This is a genomic window from Candidatus Brachybacter algidus, from assembly GCF_016707225.1.
Classification (GTDB): Bacteria; Bacteroidota; Bacteroidia; order Chitinophagales; family Saprospiraceae; genus Parvibacillus; species Parvibacillus algidus.
This window is the reverse complement of sequence record NZ_JADJID010000001.1, coordinates 1-19364: the sequence shown is the minus strand read 5'-3', so window position 1 is coordinate 19364 and position 19364 is coordinate 1. Positions and strand designations below refer to the sequence as shown.

At 36.1% G+C, this 19364-nt stretch carries 15 protein-coding genes; 7 read left to right on the top strand and 8 right to left on the bottom strand.

The genetic code is table 11. The features are described from left to right. Positions 1–21: 21 nt before the first annotated feature. Together IPI15_RS00075 and IPI15_RS00070 are read right to left on the bottom strand one after the other, a co-directional pair. Positions 22–222: a hypothetical protein gene (locus IPI15_RS00075; RefSeq protein WP_287402266.1), complete on the bottom strand. Its 201-nt coding sequence runs from the start codon at positions 220–222 to the stop codon at positions 22–24. 23 nt (positions 223–245) lie between these two features. Further along, the gene (locus IPI15_RS00070; protein ID WP_287418729.1) at positions 246–2678 is read right to left on the bottom strand and encodes a TonB-dependent receptor domain-containing protein; all 2433 of its coding nucleotides are present in this window, start codon (positions 2676–2678) and stop codon (positions 246–248) included. Between the two features lie 294 nt (positions 2679–2972). On the opposite strand from IPI15_RS00070, the gene IPI15_RS00065 reads away from it, so the two are divergent. After that, on the top strand, positions 2973–4187 hold the full coding sequence (locus IPI15_RS00065) for an MFS transporter (RefSeq protein ID WP_287402262.1): 1215 nt from the start codon (positions 2973–2975) through the stop codon (positions 4185–4187). Positions 4188–4253: 66 nt separating this feature from the next. Next, a complete protein-coding gene (locus tag IPI15_RS00060) occupies positions 4254–4463 on the top strand; it encodes a hypothetical protein (RefSeq protein ID WP_287418728.1) in 210 nt (69 codons plus the stop codon). A gap of 7 nt (positions 4464–4470) precedes the next feature. Here IPI15_RS00060 and IPI15_RS00055 read toward each other — a convergent pair whose 3' ends face one another. Next, positions 4471–4863 (bottom strand): hypothetical protein, encoded by a 393-nt coding sequence (locus IPI15_RS00055; RefSeq protein ID WP_287402259.1) that lies wholly within the window; start codon positions 4861–4863, stop codon positions 4471–4473. 176 nt (positions 4864–5039) lie between these two features. Beyond that, positions 5040–8420: a DUF8818 domain-containing protein gene (locus IPI15_RS00050; protein WP_287418726.1), complete on the bottom strand. Its 3381-nt coding sequence runs from the start codon at positions 8418–8420 to the stop codon at positions 5040–5042. Positions 8421–8631: 211 nt separating this feature from the next. On the opposite strand from IPI15_RS00050, the gene IPI15_RS00045 reads away from it, so the two are divergent. Then, positions 8632–8763, top strand: a complete 132-nt coding sequence (locus tag IPI15_RS00045) for a hypothetical protein (RefSeq protein WP_287418725.1) — start codon at positions 8632–8634, stop codon at positions 8761–8763. 726 nt (positions 8764–9489) lie between these two features. On the opposite strand, the gene tsaD is transcribed toward IPI15_RS00045, so the two are convergent. Beyond that, positions 9490–10491, bottom strand: coding sequence for a tRNA (adenosine(37)-N6)-threonylcarbamoyltransferase complex transferase subunit TsaD (tsaD, locus tag IPI15_RS00040; RefSeq protein WP_287418724.1), 1002 nt, complete (start codon positions 10489–10491; stop codon positions 9490–9492). A gap of 106 nt (positions 10492–10597) precedes the next feature. Here tsaD and IPI15_RS00035 point away from each other — a divergent pair, with 106 nt between their 5' ends. Further along, on the top strand, positions 10598–11434 hold the full coding sequence (locus tag IPI15_RS00035; RefSeq protein WP_287418722.1) for a DUF3822 family protein: 837 nt from the start codon (positions 10598–10600) through the stop codon (positions 11432–11434). Then, entirely contained in the window at positions 11431–11967 is a 537-nt protein-coding gene (locus IPI15_RS00030) for an RsmD family RNA methyltransferase (RefSeq protein WP_287402251.1), read from the top strand. The genes IPI15_RS00035 and IPI15_RS00030 overlap by 4 nt, the downstream gene beginning before the upstream one ends. A gap of 35 nt (positions 11968–12002) precedes the next feature. Here IPI15_RS00030 and IPI15_RS00025 read toward each other — a convergent pair whose 3' ends face one another. Beyond that, positions 12003–12998, bottom strand: coding sequence for a hypothetical protein (locus tag IPI15_RS00025; protein ID WP_287402250.1), 996 nt, complete (start codon positions 12996–12998; stop codon positions 12003–12005). A 754-nt stretch (positions 12999–13752) separates the two neighbouring features. Between IPI15_RS00025 and IPI15_RS00020 the strand changes: the two genes are divergently transcribed. Both IPI15_RS00020 and uvrC read left to right on the top strand, forming a co-directional pair. Beyond that, on the top strand, positions 13753–14811 hold the full coding sequence (locus IPI15_RS00020) for a phosphotransferase enzyme family protein (protein ID WP_287418721.1): 1059 nt from the start codon (positions 13753–13755) through the stop codon (positions 14809–14811). Positions 14812–14815: 4 nt separating this feature from the next. Next, entirely contained in the window at positions 14816–16657 is a 1842-nt protein-coding gene (uvrC, locus tag IPI15_RS00015; RefSeq protein WP_287418720.1) for an excinuclease ABC subunit UvrC, read from the top strand. Positions 16658–16709: 52 nt separating this feature from the next. Here uvrC and IPI15_RS00010 read toward each other — a convergent pair whose 3' ends face one another. Further along, positions 16710–18650: an OmpA family protein gene (locus tag IPI15_RS00010; RefSeq protein WP_287418718.1), complete on the bottom strand. Its 1941-nt coding sequence runs from the start codon at positions 18648–18650 to the stop codon at positions 16710–16712. Beyond that, positions 18647–19364, bottom strand: a 718-nt coding sequence (locus tag IPI15_RS00005; RefSeq protein ID WP_287418716.1) for a WbqC family protein, incomplete at its 5' end; no start/stop codon positions are given. The genes IPI15_RS00005 and IPI15_RS00010, both read right to left, overlap by 4 nt.

The window sequence follows — 19364 nt, the reverse complement described above, 5'->3', positions numbered from 1 at the left end:
TCGTCTATTATTCATTACTCACTATTCATTATTCATTACAACGGGCCCACTCCCTTGGCCCTCTCCAAAGAGGGACAGCTGCTCCTCATCATAATTTTGCTTATTGAGGGATTGAAATAAATTGTTCAGAAATAGCTTAAAATCAGTATCTGGATTAAATGCCAGCTCGTCTATTATTTCCCGCATGTCGCGGGACTTTCGCTTCGCTTCAGCATTGTTCATTGTTCATTGTTCATTATTCTTTCCTAATTATCTCCCCCTCCGACTCGTCTAGCCTCACTCTCCAAGCCTGTGTTTCTCTTACGGGATTTAATCTGGCTATTGCCAAAATCATAATTGATGCTGAGGGCCACTCGACGGCTATCCCACCTGCCAGAACCGGAAGATACTAATCCGTTGAAGTTAGAAATTCCACTCCAGTATAATTGGTTTGTGATGTCTGACATATTTAATTTGACATTTAAATTGTCAAAAAATTTCTTTTGAATCCCAACAGTAATTCCATAACTAGCATCATACTTAAAAACGCCACCCCACACACCAGGACCTGAATAGTTGCCTGATATTTCACCTTTGAAACCCTTGCCCAATTGAAAAGTATTCTGCCCATAGAAATTGTATGAAAATGCCTGAACATCCACTATTGCTCCGTTGCCATAATCGGCCTGATTGTCCAGATAGTTACAACTCAGATTAGCAAAGAGATTCCACCATTTATTTATATCTATTGGAAGAGAGGCATTGGCAGACCACACATCCTGGTGTGCCAAATTATCCCAACTAATATATGAAGCTTTTGGATTGAAATCATCTGGACCTATGAGTCTGGTGATTTGATCTTTTGTCCTGGAATAGGATACTTTAAAGTTATACTTATTCATTAAAGTGTAACCAAGCTCAGCATTGTTGACGATCTCAGGTTTTAAAAAAGGATTGCCCTTTCGGAATGACAATTCGCTGACCTGCATCTTGAATGGGTTCAATACATTATAATCAGGACGATTGATCCTCCGTCCTGCATTGAAATTGAAGTTATTAATTGGACTCATCTGATAACTAAATCCCAAAGACGGGAATACACTCAGATAATTTGAATTGACAGCCGGCTGTTGAAGTGATGGATCAAATGCAGTAAGATCTCCTTTGGTTTCAGTTTGCTCAAGGCGCACACCTGTGGTTATACCCCATTTTTCTCCCAACTTGGCGTTATAATTAAGATAACCGGCATAGACATTTTCATCATACTTGAATTTATTTGACCTAGAGTTATTTTGATTAGATACTCCGTCCACGACATCATAATATAAGAAAGTATTATCGGAAATAACTTTCGAAACTTTCACACCCAATCCCAACTGCCCAAACAACATTGGCTTTTCATAGTCCGTCTTAAATGAAATGATTTTGATATCAGAAGGAGTATTCATCTCATTAATCACAGAATTAAGTAGCACTTCACCTGATGGATCGAAATAATTATTTGGCTGATAATATTTCTGTTTATTGAGATATCGGCCAAAATCAGCATCGATATTTAATGTTGCCTGATTTTTACTAAGCGCATAATTTATGTTGTAAGTATGCTGATCAAAATTTCTATCTGAGATATTTGTAGCAATAAGTGTGCTGTCTAGTTTGTCGGGATTGGTGCGTGTGTATAAGGACATTAAGCTTTTTTCATCACGTGAAGAGTTACCATTATTGCCGGTGACCAAAACACCAAGAGTTGCATATTTACTTACAAAAAAATCAATTCCTGCACGGTAATTGACAGAATTTAGTTTTGTGGTTATTCTATTTCGCTCTGTAATAAAGTAATCATTCTGGTAACTATCATAATCCATATTCATAAAACTTCGGGTATAATTATAGCCAAGTGACCCAAAGGAATTAAATATTTTATTACGAAAGTTGCCATTTGCACTAATATTTGCCCGAGGCTGAATTCCTTTACTTGCTGTGAGCGCTAAATTGCCATTGCCTCCTAAATTCTTATCCTTTTTCAATTTAATATCAATAATTCCTGCATTACCCTGTGCTTCATATTTAGATCCTGGATTACTAATTATATCTATACGATCGATTTGCTCGGAAACAAGATTCTGCAGATAATTTGCCAACTCCTCTCCGGATAATGGCAATCTTTTTCCATCTACATACACCAGTACTCCTGATCGTCCAAGAACAGAAATATTATCATTATTATCAAGCAAAACACCCGGAGCTTTACGCAACAAGTCCAAACCATTGTCACCTACACTGTTTATAGTACCTTGTACATTGAAGACCATTCGATCAGAATATACTTCTACTATGCGGCGTTGAGCTGACACTACAACTTCCTGAAGTTCTTTGGCAGACTCTGCAAGTGTAAGCCTGCCGAGATTAATCTGAGGCTTATCGACATTGACCTCATGAATAATAAAATCATGGAAACCAACATAAGATACCTTCATGAAATAACGACCGTAATCAATATTATTAAATGTAAAAAGACCGTCTTCATTACTTGGCTCCACCTTTATCAACGTTGAATCTAATCCATTATATAGAGCAATATTAGCAAAGATCACGGGATCACTTTTAGCATCTGAAAGGTTGCCATTTATTTCAGCGGCTTGACTAAACAATAATGCTGGAGCTGTTGTGAAGATCAATAAATAAAAAATTATTTTCATCAAAAATTATTTAGTAATATAAATTGGATGCATTGGCAAGATGAAAAAATAGAAAATGAAAAAAGACAGGGTTTTGATAATCAAATAAATATAAAAGATAGTTGAGTCTGCAAAAGTATATTTTTTTTAATAATATTTCCTTCTTATTATATACTTTAAAATCCTAGCTATTAACGATAAGTCTTCATTAAAGTTGATTAAAATATTTTCTTTATTGTAAATAAAATAAGAAATTATCTTCATAAGCAATAAAGGCAGATTTTGAATTTATCAATTCGCAAATTTCAACTTTTTATGAGTCAAGACAAAAAAATCAAATTACTAATTCTAGTCGCCTCCTTAGGATACTTTGTGGACATATTCGACCTTGTGCTTTTCAATGTTGTTAAGTTAGAAAGTTTCAAAGATATTGGGCTGACTGAGCTTCAGATCAAAGTAGCTGAGATCGACATATTTAATTATCAGATGACGGGGATGCTGTTAGGAGGATTGCTGTGGGGTATTCTGGGTGATAAAGTAGGGCGCGTTTCTGCACTATTCGGATCTATACTTTTGTATTCCGTTGCCAATATTGCCAATGCTTTTGTCCATTCTACAGAGTGGTACAGCATTTGGAGATTTGTGGCAGGGTTTGGATTGGCGGGTGAATTGGGGGCAGGAATAACGCTTGTTTCAGAATCTATGAAGAGAGAGGAAAGAGGGATTGGTACACTTATAATTGTTTCAGTGGGCGCTCTTGGAGCAGTTGGTGCCAGTCTGGCGGGAACATATCTAACCTGGAAAGGTGCATATATATTGGGTGGAATAATGGGACTGGCGTTGCTTTTACTTCGTTTCGGCACTATGGAATCTATAATGTTTAAGAAAATAAACCAAAAGGAAAATATTTCGCGTGGTAACTTTTTTATGATTTTCCGGTCATTAAAATCATCGTGGAAATACATAGCTTGTATACTTATCGGCCTACCAATATGGTATTCTATTGGTGTCATGATTAATCTCAGCAATAGGTATGGAGCATCCTTCGGCATGACGGATAAGATCAATGTGGGCAAAAGTGTCATGTTTTGTTACATAGGCCTGAGCGTAGGTGATCTCCTGAGTGGTTATCTTAGTCAGTTGCTTAAGAGTAGAAAAAAAGTGATTGGTATTTATCTAATTGTATTATTGGCAGTAACAATTTTCTACCATTTGAATAAAAGTACCAATCCGGTGTATTATACCTGGATGAGTTTCGCAATTGGGATGGGTAGCGGGTATTGGGCACTTTTTGCTATCAATGCGGCGGAGCAGTTTGGAACAAACATCAGATCCACCGTTGCCAATACCGTTCCTAATTTCGTAAGATTCAGCGTGGTTCCAATCACGTTATCGTTCGGCTATTTATCTGAAAAATGGGGATTATTATCCTCTGGTTTATTTGTAGGAATTATATGTATTTTAATCGCTTTTGTTTCTTTATTGACGCTGAAAGAAACATTTAGTAAAGATTTGGATTACGTAGAATAAAAACTAGTTGTTTGATGTTTGATGTTAGCTCTGCTTTAATGCTAAATTTAAGACATTCTTTTGTTCATGCGCACAATATTAAATATTGTTGGCCAATACCTTGTAATCAGCATCGAAGAAAATTCCACTGGTGATGCTTTGCATCTATCACTAATTTATTGGTGTAAATTAGTGGAATTAGTGGCTAAAGAAAAAAGAGTTTTAGAAATGGTAGGCAATTTCAGGGATCAATATAATTTTTCAAATGGTGTCAAGAAATTTCAAAATTTTAAATAAGATTATTTTAAATAACTTCAACTATATCCAAAACAATTATACCTCTTTCTATCAATTGTTCAACACTAAATCCATAGGCTGGCATAGCATAACTATGGCTTCTCAAATAATCACCAATTTCAATATGGACCGTAGGACTGATGATATTTTCAGTGATTTCGGCCTTGATATTCCAAAATATTTCAGTGATATTACCTTTATACATAATGGCTTCATCAAAATCCTGATCCGTCAGCTTCCATCCAGAGAGTAAGTTTGTAATGTAAAAAGCATCTTTATCTCTTATATCATGTAGGGATTTCACATTGATATACCATGTCTCTTCGTCATGTTCTATTGGTTTTTGTACCTGCGCATTTGGGTAGAGGCAGAAAACTCTTTTACGTAAGGATGTGCTCATATTATTTACAATATTTAATGGAAGACAATGTTAATAAATATCTTGTAGATAAAATATAATGAAAATTCGTTTAAACCATTTTTAATGATCTAAACGAATTTTAGCTCGGTATTATACGAGAAAAACTCGGTCTCATTTATTTTTGCGTTTTCGTATAATTTATAATCTGAGGTGGATTAAAAATATGCTTTCACACTCGCCCTACCCGTATGTACGGCATTAATACCCTCCGATTTACGGCCATCATAACCGAAATTGAGCTGGACATTATTCTTTAAATTATGATCATAAGAGATAGACCAAAGGTAGTTGCGTCCATTCTTGAGCCCTTCCAACATGGCAAACTCTACAGCTGAATTGCGCAAACCGTTGTATTTAATAATGGCCATCGTAGTGCTGAATTTAAAACTCGATTTCGCACTTTCATTGAAGTCCAATTTTAGAGAAATATCATTACTGGTAGCTTTTTCAAAGAGAGGTGCAAGCCTGTTTTTTTGAAGGAGTAGTCTATATGTAGAAGAAAATCTGAATTTTTCTCCAATAAGCCAGTTGACTTCGGGTCTGAATTCATCACTTTTGATAGAATAATTATTGATCTGAAATGCAGTAGCTTCCGATTCACTGAATTTATATTGGCGCGTATAAAAGAAGAATAGACTCACTGGCACTCCAATGTTAAATCTGGAAGTAAAGTTGAACTGGTCATTTCTACGCTTTTCAAAGCCTGTAGTCAAAACATTCTTGGAATTGTTATTATTCATAGAAGCCTGCAATTCATACTTTGAATCTCCTCTGTTAAAGAAAAAAGTATGCCTAAAATTTCGGATAAAAGTGACCAAAGAAGAATCAGGAATATTGGTATAAAACGGATTCCAGAATCCTACCCTCGCATTGTCCCGGATCTTTCTGTCAAATCTAAAACTGGATTGAGTTGAAAATTTATTGATAAACTTTACCTTACCCCGCCCTGATGCCGACTTTCCATTCCATCTTAAACTCTGATTGAAGGAAGTATTTAATGTCGGAATAAATTGATTAGAAAGTATATTTACTCTTGTAAAATTGCGCATTTCAGCAAAACCTTCAGTTGTAAATTCATTTATTTGCTGAATAGAATCATTATTGTAATCATTCCAGATATATTGGCCTGTTCCTGGTTGAACAGCAATATAATTAAATTCAGTTTTTTGCTCCTGGCCTGAGCTTACTTCGAATAAAGTGTTTCCTGAAAGCCTGTTCTTAAAAGTAGAAAATAAATAATCCAGTTGCCCGAGATAAGTATTTTTTGAGGTCAAATTCAAAGTGCTTTTATATCTGTCGATCTCAAATGTCCTGACAGTTCCGGATAAATTAAGCACCGAACCTTGACCCTGCTTAATACTTGTCTTTAGTCCATACTCTTGGGCGTGATTGGCGAGATCGAGTTCCGTGGTAAAAGGCTGGTAATCGTTTCTGCGCTGCGTATATACTTCTGTGACAATGTTTTTTGTAAAATTATTTACAATAGACAATCTTAGAATCTGGAATGCAAAAGAGGAAGCAAGTAAAGTATCAACTACGACAGACGCTCTTTTATTAAATTCACTTTGATAACTAAGTGAAATAATCATATTACCAAGCTTTGGAAGCTGCTGTGTGATTGTAGCAGATGGTCTAGAAAACTGAGATCTTTCCGTTGGAGATTGTGAATTGAGATAGCTGATATTTGTGGTTATTGTGGTCTTTTTCAATGTCAATCCTATTGAAGCTTCTTGCTTTATTCCTTGGAAGTAAATATCCTGAAAAAGTCCCGATACTCCATAATTGAGGTAAAGTTTTTTCCCAAATCGTTGGTTCAAAAAAGCACGTCCTAAATGTTGTGTTTCTTTTACAATGTTGGTGATATTCCAATCACGCGTAAATTCCTGATTTCTATAAGGATTTATTATGTTAAAATCCTTGTCAACTCTTTCATACATTATTCCTACATCTCCCTTCCAATTTCCTTTCTTTCTGAAGATCATATTGTTTTTTACAATGTTGATATTTAGACCTATCCCTTGATTATCAGCATCATCTTTTGCAGAAAATCTATTGTTATCCAAGCCCGAAAGGGCTCCTTCAGCGGTAACAATAGTATTGCTATCCACTTTCCAGGTAGTTCCGAAGGTGAACATTTGTTTGCGATTGGGAGCTGTTAGTTTTGAAAGTGGATTATACTGTCCTAAGGGTCTTCCTGCAGCATCTTCACCTACAAATCGGTAAACTCTGCCATTGACCCCTTCATTTACCCGATTATAATAACCATTTCCTGCTCCTACATCCGTAAAGTCAGCAATATATCTTGTACTACCCTCTTGCCATGGAAATTTGAGTATTGAAAATAATTTACCATTTACAGTCGTATCTATCAACGAATAAGAGACCACAATACTATTATTGGATGGTTCTATCTCTCTGATTGAATTAACCAGAGTGTTATTAATACTATCGCCAGAAGCACCAAGTGCCAACTTGTCTTCTGCGGTCAGGTCTCGTCCTCTGGCAGAATTTTTTCCATCTTGCTCACTGTAAGAATTGAAATTAAAATTCCATTTTTTTGTATTATAGTTGACATTGAGATTATAGAAAGACCTGAGATATTGCTGATTGGAATATTCATATTCGACTACAATCCGTGAATCTTTAGTAATAATTCTCGATGGCATAAAGGTCACTTCACCACTATTATAGTCAATGATGTAGTCCCTGTCATAGCCTCTGCTAAGTATAACTCCATCTAGATAGACTCTTTCTGTTCCTGCCAGAACTATCACAAACAACTCACCCTCTGCTCCTGGAAGTCTGTATGGGCCTTGATTTCCTTCGATGACCTGTACTGTAAATCTATTAAATTTCCCTTTCGTTATAGCAACACCTCCCGAAGTAGATAGAATATTATTCTTTTTAAGGACTGTAGTATTTGCGACCTGAACTCCTTGCAGTTTCTTGAAATAATTTAAAAAATAACCAGGAGGTTTATTTATCTCAAAATCCCCAATAGTCAAAGAAGAGTTCTTATTGGAAAGCACGATAAATATCTTGTCGAATTCCTGCAGTTGTTGAGAATTACCTTCCGGTTGGATTGGAATAGAATTGTCTGATAATGCTCCTGTTATCTTAATTCCATCTCCAAGTTCACCAGATAGTTGAAGGTTGAATGCAGAGTTTAACGTTAGATCCTGATTATTACCCAGGGAAATACCTCTGGTAAATGCTCCCCGATAGGTCATATTATTCCTTTCAACAATAATAGGGTTTGCATTATAGTTGGAAGTAAAATCGGCTAGGGTTGGATCCCATTTTGCTAAAATAATAGAGGTATCTAAAAGCCTGTAATTATCTTTCCAATTGCCTTGAAATACACGGTAAGTAAATATAAATTCACCATTCAACACAGAATCCGGAAGAGTTGAAAGTATGTCAGAACCAACCAAAGCGTTATCAAATATCCTAAAATAGGAAGTAAAATCCTGATCCTCCACTTCCATTGACTTAACAGTGAGCGTGCTGGGAACTGCATCCACCTCAATCTTCATAGGCAGATTCAATTTAGTAAAAGAGGACCTTTTCAAATTATTAAAAGGTGCCATTACTTGAGCAGATAGATCAGCGATTCCGACGGCACTAAGCAGCAAGAAAACACAACAACAAATGAATGAATATCGACTCAACAAATCTAGTATATCAGGACCGTAACAGAATGATAACGCAAATATCGGTTAAATCAAGATGAATCGAGATGGTTAAATGAAATTTTGTGTCGGTGAAAAGATGTCAGAAGTCAGTGGTCAGTATGAAGTGGTCAGTTGTCAGTTGTCAGTAGTCAGTGGTCAGTATCCTAGATTGTATGATTTTTGTAGTGAAAAATTTGTTCAGTGATGGTGAGGTTTGTCGTAGTTTAAACTGCGACGGTGTGGATGGTCCAACCCAATTCAGGATTGATTGAGGAACTTTTCTTTTTTCCAGGGCTGCACCCTGTGCTATTAAGTTATATTTAATTTATATATGTATATATTTAATAAACAATACATATACTTGAAGAGCAAATAAGGTTAGGACATCCCCTCTGGCAGAGCTAAAGTTTATACAGATCTTTTTTGTAAAATTCAAAGTGAAACTTTGGGGACACCATGACGAAGTTAAAACCATTTTTCGAAAAATACTTGTGATTAAACCCTAGCCCAAAAAGGTGGAAATCTTCTCAAAAGCATTTTACATTTCATCTTTTACATTTCACCTTATTAGGTAAACTTTTTATTTCTCCTAGAAGCAACGCATTACATTTAAACACACTTCTAATTTCTGACTTCGCCTATATAACTCATTGCAAAATATTGTTAATCAACAACATGCAAATAATAAAAATTATACATATCAATAACTCCCCTTGGCTGCCTATAACTTCCTTCTTAAAAGGTCGCTTTTGCACCTTTTCTTCGTCGTTCACCCTCTTGCAGAAGGGGATATTGTACTAAACGACTTTTTTTATCATAAATATCAGCGGTACTGTTGCCTTTTTCTCAAGTTATATTTTTGATTTTGGAAGTAAAGCATTACAGGTGAACTGACTTCTGACTTCTAATTTCTGACTTCTGACTTCTAATTTCATTCATCTACCCTCGCCGAAGCTTCCATACTTTGATCTGCAAATTGCCCGGCCAGATATTTGTAATATCCATACTTTCCAATCATAGCGGCATTGTCCGTGCAATAGGAGATAGAAGGAATATAAATGTTCCAACCAAGGTTTTCCTGACGAGCCTTCATTGCATCTCTTAATGCACTATTGGCTGCGACACCTCCTGTTAAGGCTATTTCCTTAATACCTGTCATTTCAGCTGCCCTTACCAATTTATTCATCAAAATGCTGACTATTCTACTTTGCACTGAAGCACATAGATCATTTAAGTTATTTGAAATAAAATCAGGATCCAGCTTGACTTGTTTTTGAAGAAAATAGAGTATTGATGTTTTTAATCCGCTGAAACTGAAGTCCAGACCGGGAATATTTGGCTCTGTAAATTTATAAATAGCCTGACCCAACTGTGCTTTTTTGTCAATGAGAGGACCAGCCGGGTAATCCAAACCAAGTACTTTTCCAGTTTTGTCAAAAGCCTCACCAGCAGCATCATCGATCGTCCTTCCCAATACTTCTACATCGAGATGCGACCTTACAATACTGATCTGAGTATGACCACCACTCACCGTAAGACATAAAAATGGAAAATTTGGTTGCGGCTCATCTATGAAATTGGCCATGATGTGCGCATCCATGTGATTGACCTCGATAAGTGGGATATTTCTAGCCAGGGCAAGAGCTTTGGCATATGAAACACCTACATGAAGTGACCCCAGCAGTCCGGGAGCTCTTGTGATAGCTATAGCATCAATATCTTGAATATTTATACCCGCCTTGTCCAATGCTTTATTGACCACAGGTACGATCAAACGAATATGTGCTCTGGAAGCTACCTCGGGCACTACCCCTCCCCACAGCGCATGTTCATCCTGACTTGAAACAATATTGGAACATACCTTTCCATCAATAATTACCGAAGCAGATGTATCATCACAAGAACTTTCAATAGCAAGTAGTTTGACTGTCATAGAAAAATTTGTGCTGCAAAATTACATAGAATGCAATAGTTTTTGCTGAATAATTGTAAAATGTATTAATATTGTGGACATATGTTTCAACTCAATTTCTGAAATTTTGCCACAATTAATTACTGAATATAAAAATGATAAGTCACGCGATTTTCAATCTGAAGATTGTGAATTACTATTATTAAGTGAAAATAGATACTTTACTTTTGCAATTATTTCTGAGCATGATCAGTTTGAACTTCTAAGGGAATACAAACAGAGTGATGAAGAAAATTTTGCTGAATTCCATGAAAAAGTTTTGGAAATTGATCCCAATCTCAAGAAAAATTTCAGAAGAGTAGAGATCGGTATTTCTAATAAGAGATTGGCCTTGGTGCCTGGAAAGATATTCAATGAAGGTGATTCCCAGCATTATCTTGAGAATTCTGCTCCAATCTGGTCTTCTGATCAAATCATGGTGGATACGATAGAACAATCAGAAATAAAGGTTGTATATGCTTTTCGACATTCTATATTGTCACGATATAAACATCACTTTGCCAATGCACATGCGCAGAATGCATTGACTCAATATATCAAGGGATTGAATAAATTGCTGAATAAAACTACATCTGAACATCACCTGTTCATCAATGCGCTTTATGACACCATGTATGTAGTCTTGTACAGGAATGAAGAATTGATATTCGCCAATGTGTATGAATTTTCCACTGCTGAGGATTTTTTATATTATGTGATGCTGATTTTCAAAGAATTTCAATTAGATCAGGACACTACACCGACTTATATATCTGGAAAATTAGATAAGGATTCTATTATACACGACCTGTTAATGAGATATATACGTCAACTTGAATTCATAAATACCTTATCAACCGATAATCTCAACATACCAGGTATTCCCGCTCATTTGTATTTCGACTTATTTTCATTAAGATCATGAGAATAATATCAGGAAAATTTGGTGGCCGAAAATTCTATCCTCCAGCAGATAAATGGCCGACACGACCTACGACTGATATTTCTAAAGAAGGGTTGTTTAATGTATTGAACAACAGACTTGATTGGGAAGAGGTAAAGATGCTCGATTTATTTGGTGGCACAGGCAACCATTGTTATGAGTTTATTTCCAGAGGGTGCATTGATGCTACCTACGTAGATCAATTCATGGGTTGTATAAAATTTGTTCAGGAGGTTAGTGAAAAATTGAACATTGAAAATGAATTACGCATTGTTCGGTCAGATGTCTTTAGATTCATAGCAAGCACTAAGGAAAAATACGATTATATTTTTGCAGGACCTCCATACCCTTTGCCCAATATACCCGAAATACCTGATCTGATCTTTGAAAAGCAACTATTGGCCACTGATGGATTGTTTGTCTTGGAGACGAATGCGGATTATAAATTTGAAAATCATGCTCGATTTAAGCAATTAAAAAAATACGGTACTACCTTGTTTTGGTTTTTCGAATAGATTTTTTTGCTGTTAAATAATAGATTTCCAACAATTTAAGTACTCAAATCGAAGCCAAGAAGGTCTAAGGCTTCTTCCATTGTTCTAAAAAATCCTAATCTTACCAACTCTGAATTTTGTGTTAATCTGGTACAGCCTGATTGCATATTTTCCAACCATTCTGAAGTTCGTTCCCCAAGTTTTGGATCCATTGTAATGATATAATTCGGATTGTCGAAGGCACAGAATGTAATGATCTGTTCGGGCGAATGAACTGATACAATATTATTTGTAAAGTAAATATCATTTCTATAAATTGTAATATCGGATGCATGAGTAGACTTATCTTTTGACATTTTCTTTCCAGTGGTCGCCATAACTCTCATTAGACGGATGAGATTGAGAATGTCCTGGGCGAGCTGTTTGCATACTTTAATATTGTCAAAATATTCCATTTGACGGAAATAATGGATTTGTCGAATGGTATTGTCAAATAATTGATCTGTCCAATATTCTGTAGATTTTAACTGGGAAAACCTGTTCAATGTATCCTCCATTATTTCAAGTACTTCAGGCGTCAGTACCTTATTTTCATCAAAGTGAGCATTTTCAAAACCTGGTGTCTTCCAAATGGTCTTGGACCAGCAGAACAATTTAAAAGCAAATAATCTTGGATAATACATGTAATAAAAGAGCGGCACTTCATAACTCGTGTATTTGATCTCCACATCATTCCCGCTGAATAATTTTATGAAGTTATTAATTGATTGAACATAGGATAATGCATCAGTCACAGGCCGGTCAAATACAGGGTAATTCCATGTTATATTCGATTGACTTGTACTTCCAGATCTCAATAAAACTGTCTGAAACTTTTCACAATCAAGAATCTTACTCATCTGATCGTATGAAATCGGAACATCTTGGGAAAGATATTTGTAGGCTGTAGGTTTAGAAATTTTTAAAATATCCTGAAGAGTCTGCACAAGCTCTTGCTTTGTGAAATTGGTATTCAATAATTCTACGATTTCAGATTGCGTTTTTGAAGCCATGGGTCAATGTATTATATGATGTCCGTTAAAATCCAATAGATTTTAGTGAGGTTATAAGAGTTAGTAGCCTAAAAGTAAATAAAATAAACCCAAAATAATAAAAAATTCTCAAAATTCATATTTTGTTGATAATCATTTATTTATACATATATTCAAAAAGAATTCAACTAATTTGTAAAGAATCATAGATTACAAAAGTTAACATATGTAGAAGAAAATGGCAAAAATCGATAAAAACTGCAATTCTGTAAAGTTTCGTAGAATGACCAATTTGGCGGCGCAAGTAAATAGTTGGACATTTGAATTATAAATACAGAGAAAAGAAAATTGTAAAAAATAATAACAAAAAGTAGGGCCTAATGAAGTCCACTTCGATCCACCAAATTTTATCATTTATTTTAGAACTTATTAAATAGATCAAACATGAAAAGTAAAACTAAATTAATTTATCAGAGAAATTACAAGTCCATTTTCAATGTTAGACTGTATCAAAAAATATCCAAGCATAAAAATCAATATTGTGAACTTCAATAATCTTTATGAGAATACACATTTCGCCCAATATTAAGAAAGTGTGTTGAAATTATAGAAAACTCAAAACCACCTCAATGCTCAAAAGATTTTGAGAACAGACTTTTACCCAAGTAATTATGGAACATTCATCTCACCCATGAATCTCCATCTCACCGCAAAGCGGCATCTTCGAAAGAAGATGTCGCTTTTTTAGTTGAGCGAATAATACTAACTTTCCGGCATGATAGAAAGAATAAAACATATCATGTCCTCTTTCTTCGACAAAGAGGCTGTTACTGAATGTGAAGAAATAAAATCAGGGCTAATAAATGCAACATATCGCGTCAAAGTTGGTATTAAAAACTATATTCTACAAAGATTAAATATAGATGTTTTTGCCAATCCTGAATTGATACAAAACAATTTAGATCTGCTTGATTCTTATTTAAATAATCACAATTCAAATTATAAATTAATTACTCCATTGCCTAATAAATTAGGTGAAAAACTAACAATCGACTCAAATGGAAATTGCTATCGAATCTTTGAATTCATTGAAGATTCAAAAACCATTAGTGTCGTTGAAACCCCTGAACAGGCATATGAAGCAGCAAATCAGTTTGGCTCTTTCACTGCACAATTTAAAGATTTTGATTTGAATGGCATGGTGCCTTCAATTCCAGATTTTCACAATTTATCATTACGATTTGATCAATTTAAAAATTCAATACTTACAGGTGATTCAAATAGAATTAATCAATCTGAAAAAGAAATTAATATACTATTGAATTATAAATTCATAGTTAATTTGTACAATTCAATGATCAAATCTGATGACTTTAAAATCAGAATAATGCACCATGATGCAAAAATCAGCAATGTTCTATTCGGTCCAAATGATATCGGGCTTCATGTGATCGACCTGGATACTGTGATGCCTGGTCATATTTTCAGCGATTGGGGAGATATGATGCGTACTTATATTTCTCCTGCCAGCGAAGAAGTGTTGGATCTCGAGCAAATCATCGTAAGACCAGCATTTATTGATGCAATACACGAAGGATATCTGCATGCTAGGAAAGATAATCTTTCCCAGGCTGAATCCACCTCTCTGATTGACAGCGGCTTGATCATCATCTATATGCAGGCGCTTAGATTCATGACAGATCACCTCTTGAATGATGTCTATTACGGCGCTAAATATTCAGGACATAATTATCACCGTTCAAGAAATCAGATCCATTTGCTCAATAATTTGTTATCGATCAATGGAAAATCAACTATTTTTCCACTGATTTAAAAAGATGAAGAAGGAAACATTCAGGGAATTATCGGCTTCTATTCCTAAAGAGCCGGGTATATATAGGTTTATTGATAAAGACGATATCATACTTTATGTAGGTAAAGCAAAGTCCCTTAAAAACAGACTTTCCTCCTATTTTAACAACAGTAAGGGCATGTCAGGAAAGACCAAAGTAATGGTAGATCATGCTGTAAGGTTTGAATATACTGTGGTAGAAACTGAACATGATGCCCTTCTTTTGGAAGCCACTTTTATTAAAAAATTTCAACCCAGATACAATGTAATGCTTAAGGACGGCAAGACTTATGCGTACATATGTATTAAGAAGGAGGCTTTTCCAAGAGTATTTTTCACCAGAAGGGTATTTAAGGATGGCTCTACTTACTTTGGCCCATTTACTTCAAAATTCAGAGTTGAACAAATACTTGAATTGATCAGAAAACTCTTTCAATTGCGCACATGCAACCTCAATTTAAGTCCTGAAAATATCCAAAAAGGTAAGTTCAAAGTTTGCCTGGAATACCATATCAAGAACTGTCTCGGCCCTTGTGAAGGTCTTGAATCAAAGGAAGCTTATGATGAAAAGATCAATCAAATAAAAAACATCATGCGGGGAAATTTCGCATCGGTCAAAACACATTTACGCGAAAAAATGGCCATGTATGCTGAAAATCTGGAGTTTGAAAGAGCCTCAGAAATGAAAGAAAAACTTACACTTTTCGAAGACTACCACTCAAAATCTACTGTGGTAAGCACTACTGTTCAAGATGTTGATGTATTTGCATTATTTTCAGAGGGTGACGAAGTTTATATCAATTATATTAAAGTGGTTAATGGTGCTATGATCAATACCTTTCTGCAGGAGGCGACGCGCAACCTTGATGAGGATGCCTTTATCATGTCCTATACGATACAACAGATACGTGAAAAATTCAACAGTATTGCGCCTGAAGTTCTGGTCAATATACCAGGCGTCATACTTGAGGAGAAAGAAGTGAAAGTTAATATTCCTTCCATTGGTGATAAGAGAAAACTCATGGAAATGGCTGAGAAAAATATCAATTTCTATCTTATTCAAAAAAGAAAAGAATCTGTCAATGCGCCTCGTATCGCTCCGGCACAGCGCATAATGGAGACATTACAGAAAGATCTTGGCATGGAAAAATTGCCTGTTCATATTGAATGTTTTGACAATAGTAATATACAAGGCACCAATCCGGTCTCGAGTTGTGTGGTATTCAAAAATGCTAAACCAGCCAAAAATGAATACCGTAAATTCAATGTAAAAACGGTGGTAGGTCCCGATGACTTTGCGACAATGGTAGAAGTCGTGACCCGCCGTTATACCCGATTGATCGAAGAAGAAAAACCCCTACCCGACCTCATCATCATCGATGGTGGTAAGGGTCAACTTGGAATGGCAACCGAAGTCCTTAGAAAATTGGGGATTCTGGACAAAGTTACACTGATAGGAATCGCTAAAAGATTAGAGGAGATTTTCTTTCCTGAAGATTCCATTCCGCTTTACATCAATAAAAAATCAGAATCTTTAAAACTCATCCAACAACTGCGGAATGAAGCGCATCGATTTGCAATTACTTTCCATAGGCATAAGCGTTCAATGAATTTTACCGTTTCTGAGTTGACTAAGATCGACGGCATTGGCAAGGCCACAGCTGAAAAACTTTTAAAACATTTTAAAAGTGTCAAGAGAATTGTAGCAGCAAGTAACGAAGAGGTAGCAAGTATAGCGGGCAAACGTGCTGCCAATCTTGTGAGATCATACTATGATGAAGGATCGGATGAGGGTACTGAGGTTCCTCCAAATAGTGAGATTGAATAGTTCAGAAGTAATAACTTTTTAAAGCAGTACTTGAATAAAAGTGGTGATTTTCTTACAAACTAATAATTGTGAACTCCGTTCGCCGATTTACTTGTCTTCCATTTTCTGTTGCATTATTAGTCAAAGGTTTGGACTCTCCGAAGCCCTTATATTGAATCTTTTTGGCTGGAATACCCCTTTTTATTAATTCATTCATGACCGACTTCGCACGGTTTTGAGACAAAAGCAAATTATCTTTTTCCCCACCAATATTATCTGTATGACCATCTATCTGCACCACAATATCAGGATTCTCCTTCATCATATGAAAGATGGATCCCAATTCAGCATTCGATGCAGAAGATAGCTGATCTGAGCCACTTTCAAAGAAAATATTCCTCATTGGAAATGTCTTGCCAATAGAATTACCTATCTTTTCCATTTTGTAGGTGCTTATGTAAGGCATTTTGACATTTGCAGAATCAGGGATCTTCACGGATTCAGAAATAAAGATGTACCCTTGGGCAGAAATCTGTATTCCATATTGATCACCTTTGGGCATGATGACCAATGCTGTTCCATCGTCAGAGGTATTACCATTATAAAAAGATAAATTTTTCTGAATATCAGTGATCTTAACACCACTGACTATGGGTTTAGAAGATGTTGCATCTAAAACTAATGCTTTAAAAAATGAAACTGATTGCGGGCGGATCTCCTTGTCCAATTCAAAACTATAAATGTCTGTATTTTCCAAACCATCTTTGTCCTGAAGCGATTTGGCCCCGGTAGAAGTATAATATGCTTTATCACCGTCAATATTCACGACCAAGGCCCCTTCATTGCCGATGGTATTGATAGGGTATCCAAGATTTATTGGGACATCCCAATGTTCAGTATCTATTCTTTTTGAGAAAAAAAGATCTGTACCTCCCATGCCCGGCAATCCATCAGACATGAAATATAAGGTCTGGTTGTCGGCATGAATAAAAGGTGAACTATCATTGCGCGTCGTGTTAATAGGTGCACCAATATTCTTTGGTGTGGACCATCTACCTGAAGCGCTTTTTTCAGTGTGCCAAATATCTCTTAATCCATATCCACCCGGCCTTTCTGAGGAAAAATAAAGAACATTGCCATCGGCGCTCAAGCTGGGTTGGCTTTCCCATCCAGGGGTGTTGATTGGGCTATCAAGATTAGCAGGTTGTGTCCACCTGCCATTCTTAAAGTAGGATATATATAGGTCGCAACTACCTAAACCTCCCGGCATGTTGCAACCGGTGAAAACGATCGTCTTTCCATCCGCAGATACACAATGCCCAGCTTCATTATATTTTTCTGTATTTACTCCTTCCAAGGGTTGGGCACGACTCCAGTGATCCTTGTTCCATTGAGAATAATACAAATCTTCCTGTCGATCAATCATTCTGGAAAAAACCAGCAATTCTTCGTCAGCACTAATGGAAGGTAAGTATTCGGGACGGTAGGTATTGATGCTGTCTGATAATCTTATCGGCGAGAATAATCGTGGCTTCTTCTTTGCTTCTATGGCGAACACACAATTGGCGAGCTTTAACTTAGCATCTTCAGCTGATTTTGCACTTTTGATATCGGTGCCAAGGTATTTTTGGAGTTCTACCTGTGCTAATTCATAATCTCCCCTATTATAATATAGTGTAGCAAGCGTATAATAGACTCTGGCGCTGGGTTTAGGATTTATATCCTTAATAGCGTTAAGGAAATACACACAAGAATCTTCGTTTTTTTGGGAGAAATAAATTCCTGCCAATTCTATCATTGCATCTTGAAAATTGGGAGTGATCTCCAGTGCTTTTCTGTAACTGGATTTTGCTTTACCGAAAGCTTGAGCCATCGCACTCTTTTGCCCTTCATCATAGAACTTCTTAGTCTTGGCATCAACTTCCTTCACACCGACGTAACCCTGACTAAAAACAAGATTTTGAACTATTGTAATAAATAAAATGGTAAAAAAATATCTCTGAAAAAAGATCATATTTCAATTTTAGGTTTTAGGGAATCCAGCGTTTCTTTAACCCAATCCACTCCCATATAAAATAAACAATCGACAATAGAAGCGTTTAATAATAAATGTGGCACCTTCTTCCCAACCAAATTGAGGTCTTTCGCACTTTCAAGGTAGGTGAGATCAATCTTATTTTTCTCAAAGACATCAGCAAGTTGATAAGAGATAGCCCCCATACCACTTAAGTAATTGTTGGCACCAATGGCCTTGACAATATTTATGACTTTTTCCTGGCCACGCCCCTCGGTCTCAAGTTTACTGCTCACCACCAAAGTGGGTTTAATATCAAGTAATTTTGCGAGTATAGTGATAGCTTTTTGATTGTACACAGCAAGATTCGTTTCCTTCTGTATAATACAACGCTTTATCACGGGAAAAACTTGTTTGTAATGTGGCGTTCCGGTATAACAACCTTTGATTTTGTCCATAATTCCATCGAATGCCTTAGGGTCTGAGGGGATTTCTATTTCATTGATGTAAGCATATTTGTCGGCATTGGGGATTGGAATATTGATCCAGTCCAGCTCATTTGAAGTTGGGCTTGACCTCACTTGTATCCTTCTGGTATGGCCATTCCAATTGAGTTCTACATCATCATGAAAGACGAATATGTCGCAATTGTTCATCTTATGGAAGTAGCCAAGCCATGGAAGGAAATTAGGTTGATGTATGGCGATTGTCTTT

What these genes read in the sequence shown, in the direction of transcription:
- IPI15_RS00075 (WP_287402266.1), bottom strand. Translation starts at nt 222, where the DNA reads ATGAACAATGCTGAAGCGAAGCGAAAGTCCCGCGACATGCGGGAAATA.
- IPI15_RS00070 (WP_287418729.1), bottom strand. Translation starts at nt 2,678, where the DNA reads ATGAAAATAATTTTTTATTTATTGATCTTCACAACAGCTCCAGCATTA.
- IPI15_RS00065 (WP_287402262.1), top strand. Translation starts at nt 2,973, where the DNA reads ATGAGTCAAGACAAAAAAATCAAATTACTAATTCTAGTCGCCTCCTTA.
- IPI15_RS00060 (WP_287418728.1), top strand. Translation starts at nt 4,254, where the DNA reads ATGCGCACAATATTAAATATTGTTGGCCAATACCTTGTAATCAGCATC.
- IPI15_RS00055 (WP_287402259.1), bottom strand. Translation starts at nt 4,863, where the DNA reads ATGAGCACATCCTTACGTAAAAGAGTTTTCTGCCTCTACCCAAATGCG.
- IPI15_RS00050 (WP_287418726.1), bottom strand. Translation starts at nt 8,420, where the DNA reads ATGAAGATTGAGGTGGATGCAGTTCCCAGCACGCTCACTGTTAAGTCA.
- IPI15_RS00045 (WP_287418725.1), top strand. Translation starts at nt 8,632, where the DNA reads ATGAAATTTTGTGTCGGTGAAAAGATGTCAGAAGTCAGTGGTCAGTAT.
- tsaD (WP_287418724.1), bottom strand. Translation starts at nt 10,491, where the DNA reads ATGACAGTCAAACTACTTGCTATTGAAAGTTCTTGTGATGATACATCT.
- IPI15_RS00030 (WP_287402251.1), top strand. Translation starts at nt 11,431, where the DNA reads ATGAGAATAATATCAGGAAAATTTGGTGGCCGAAAATTCTATCCTCCA.
- IPI15_RS00025 (WP_287402250.1), bottom strand. Translation starts at nt 12,998, where the DNA reads ATGGCTTCAAAAACGCAATCTGAAATCGTAGAATTATTGAATACCAAT.
- IPI15_RS00020 (WP_287418721.1), top strand. Translation starts at nt 13,753, where the DNA reads ATGATAGAAAGAATAAAACATATCATGTCCTCTTTCTTCGACAAAGAG.
- uvrC (WP_287418720.1), top strand. Translation starts at nt 14,816, where the DNA reads ATGAAGAAGGAAACATTCAGGGAATTATCGGCTTCTATTCCTAAAGAG.
- IPI15_RS00010 (WP_287418718.1), bottom strand. Translation starts at nt 18,650, where the DNA reads ATGATCTTTTTTCAGAGATATTTTTTTACCATTTTATTTATTACAATA.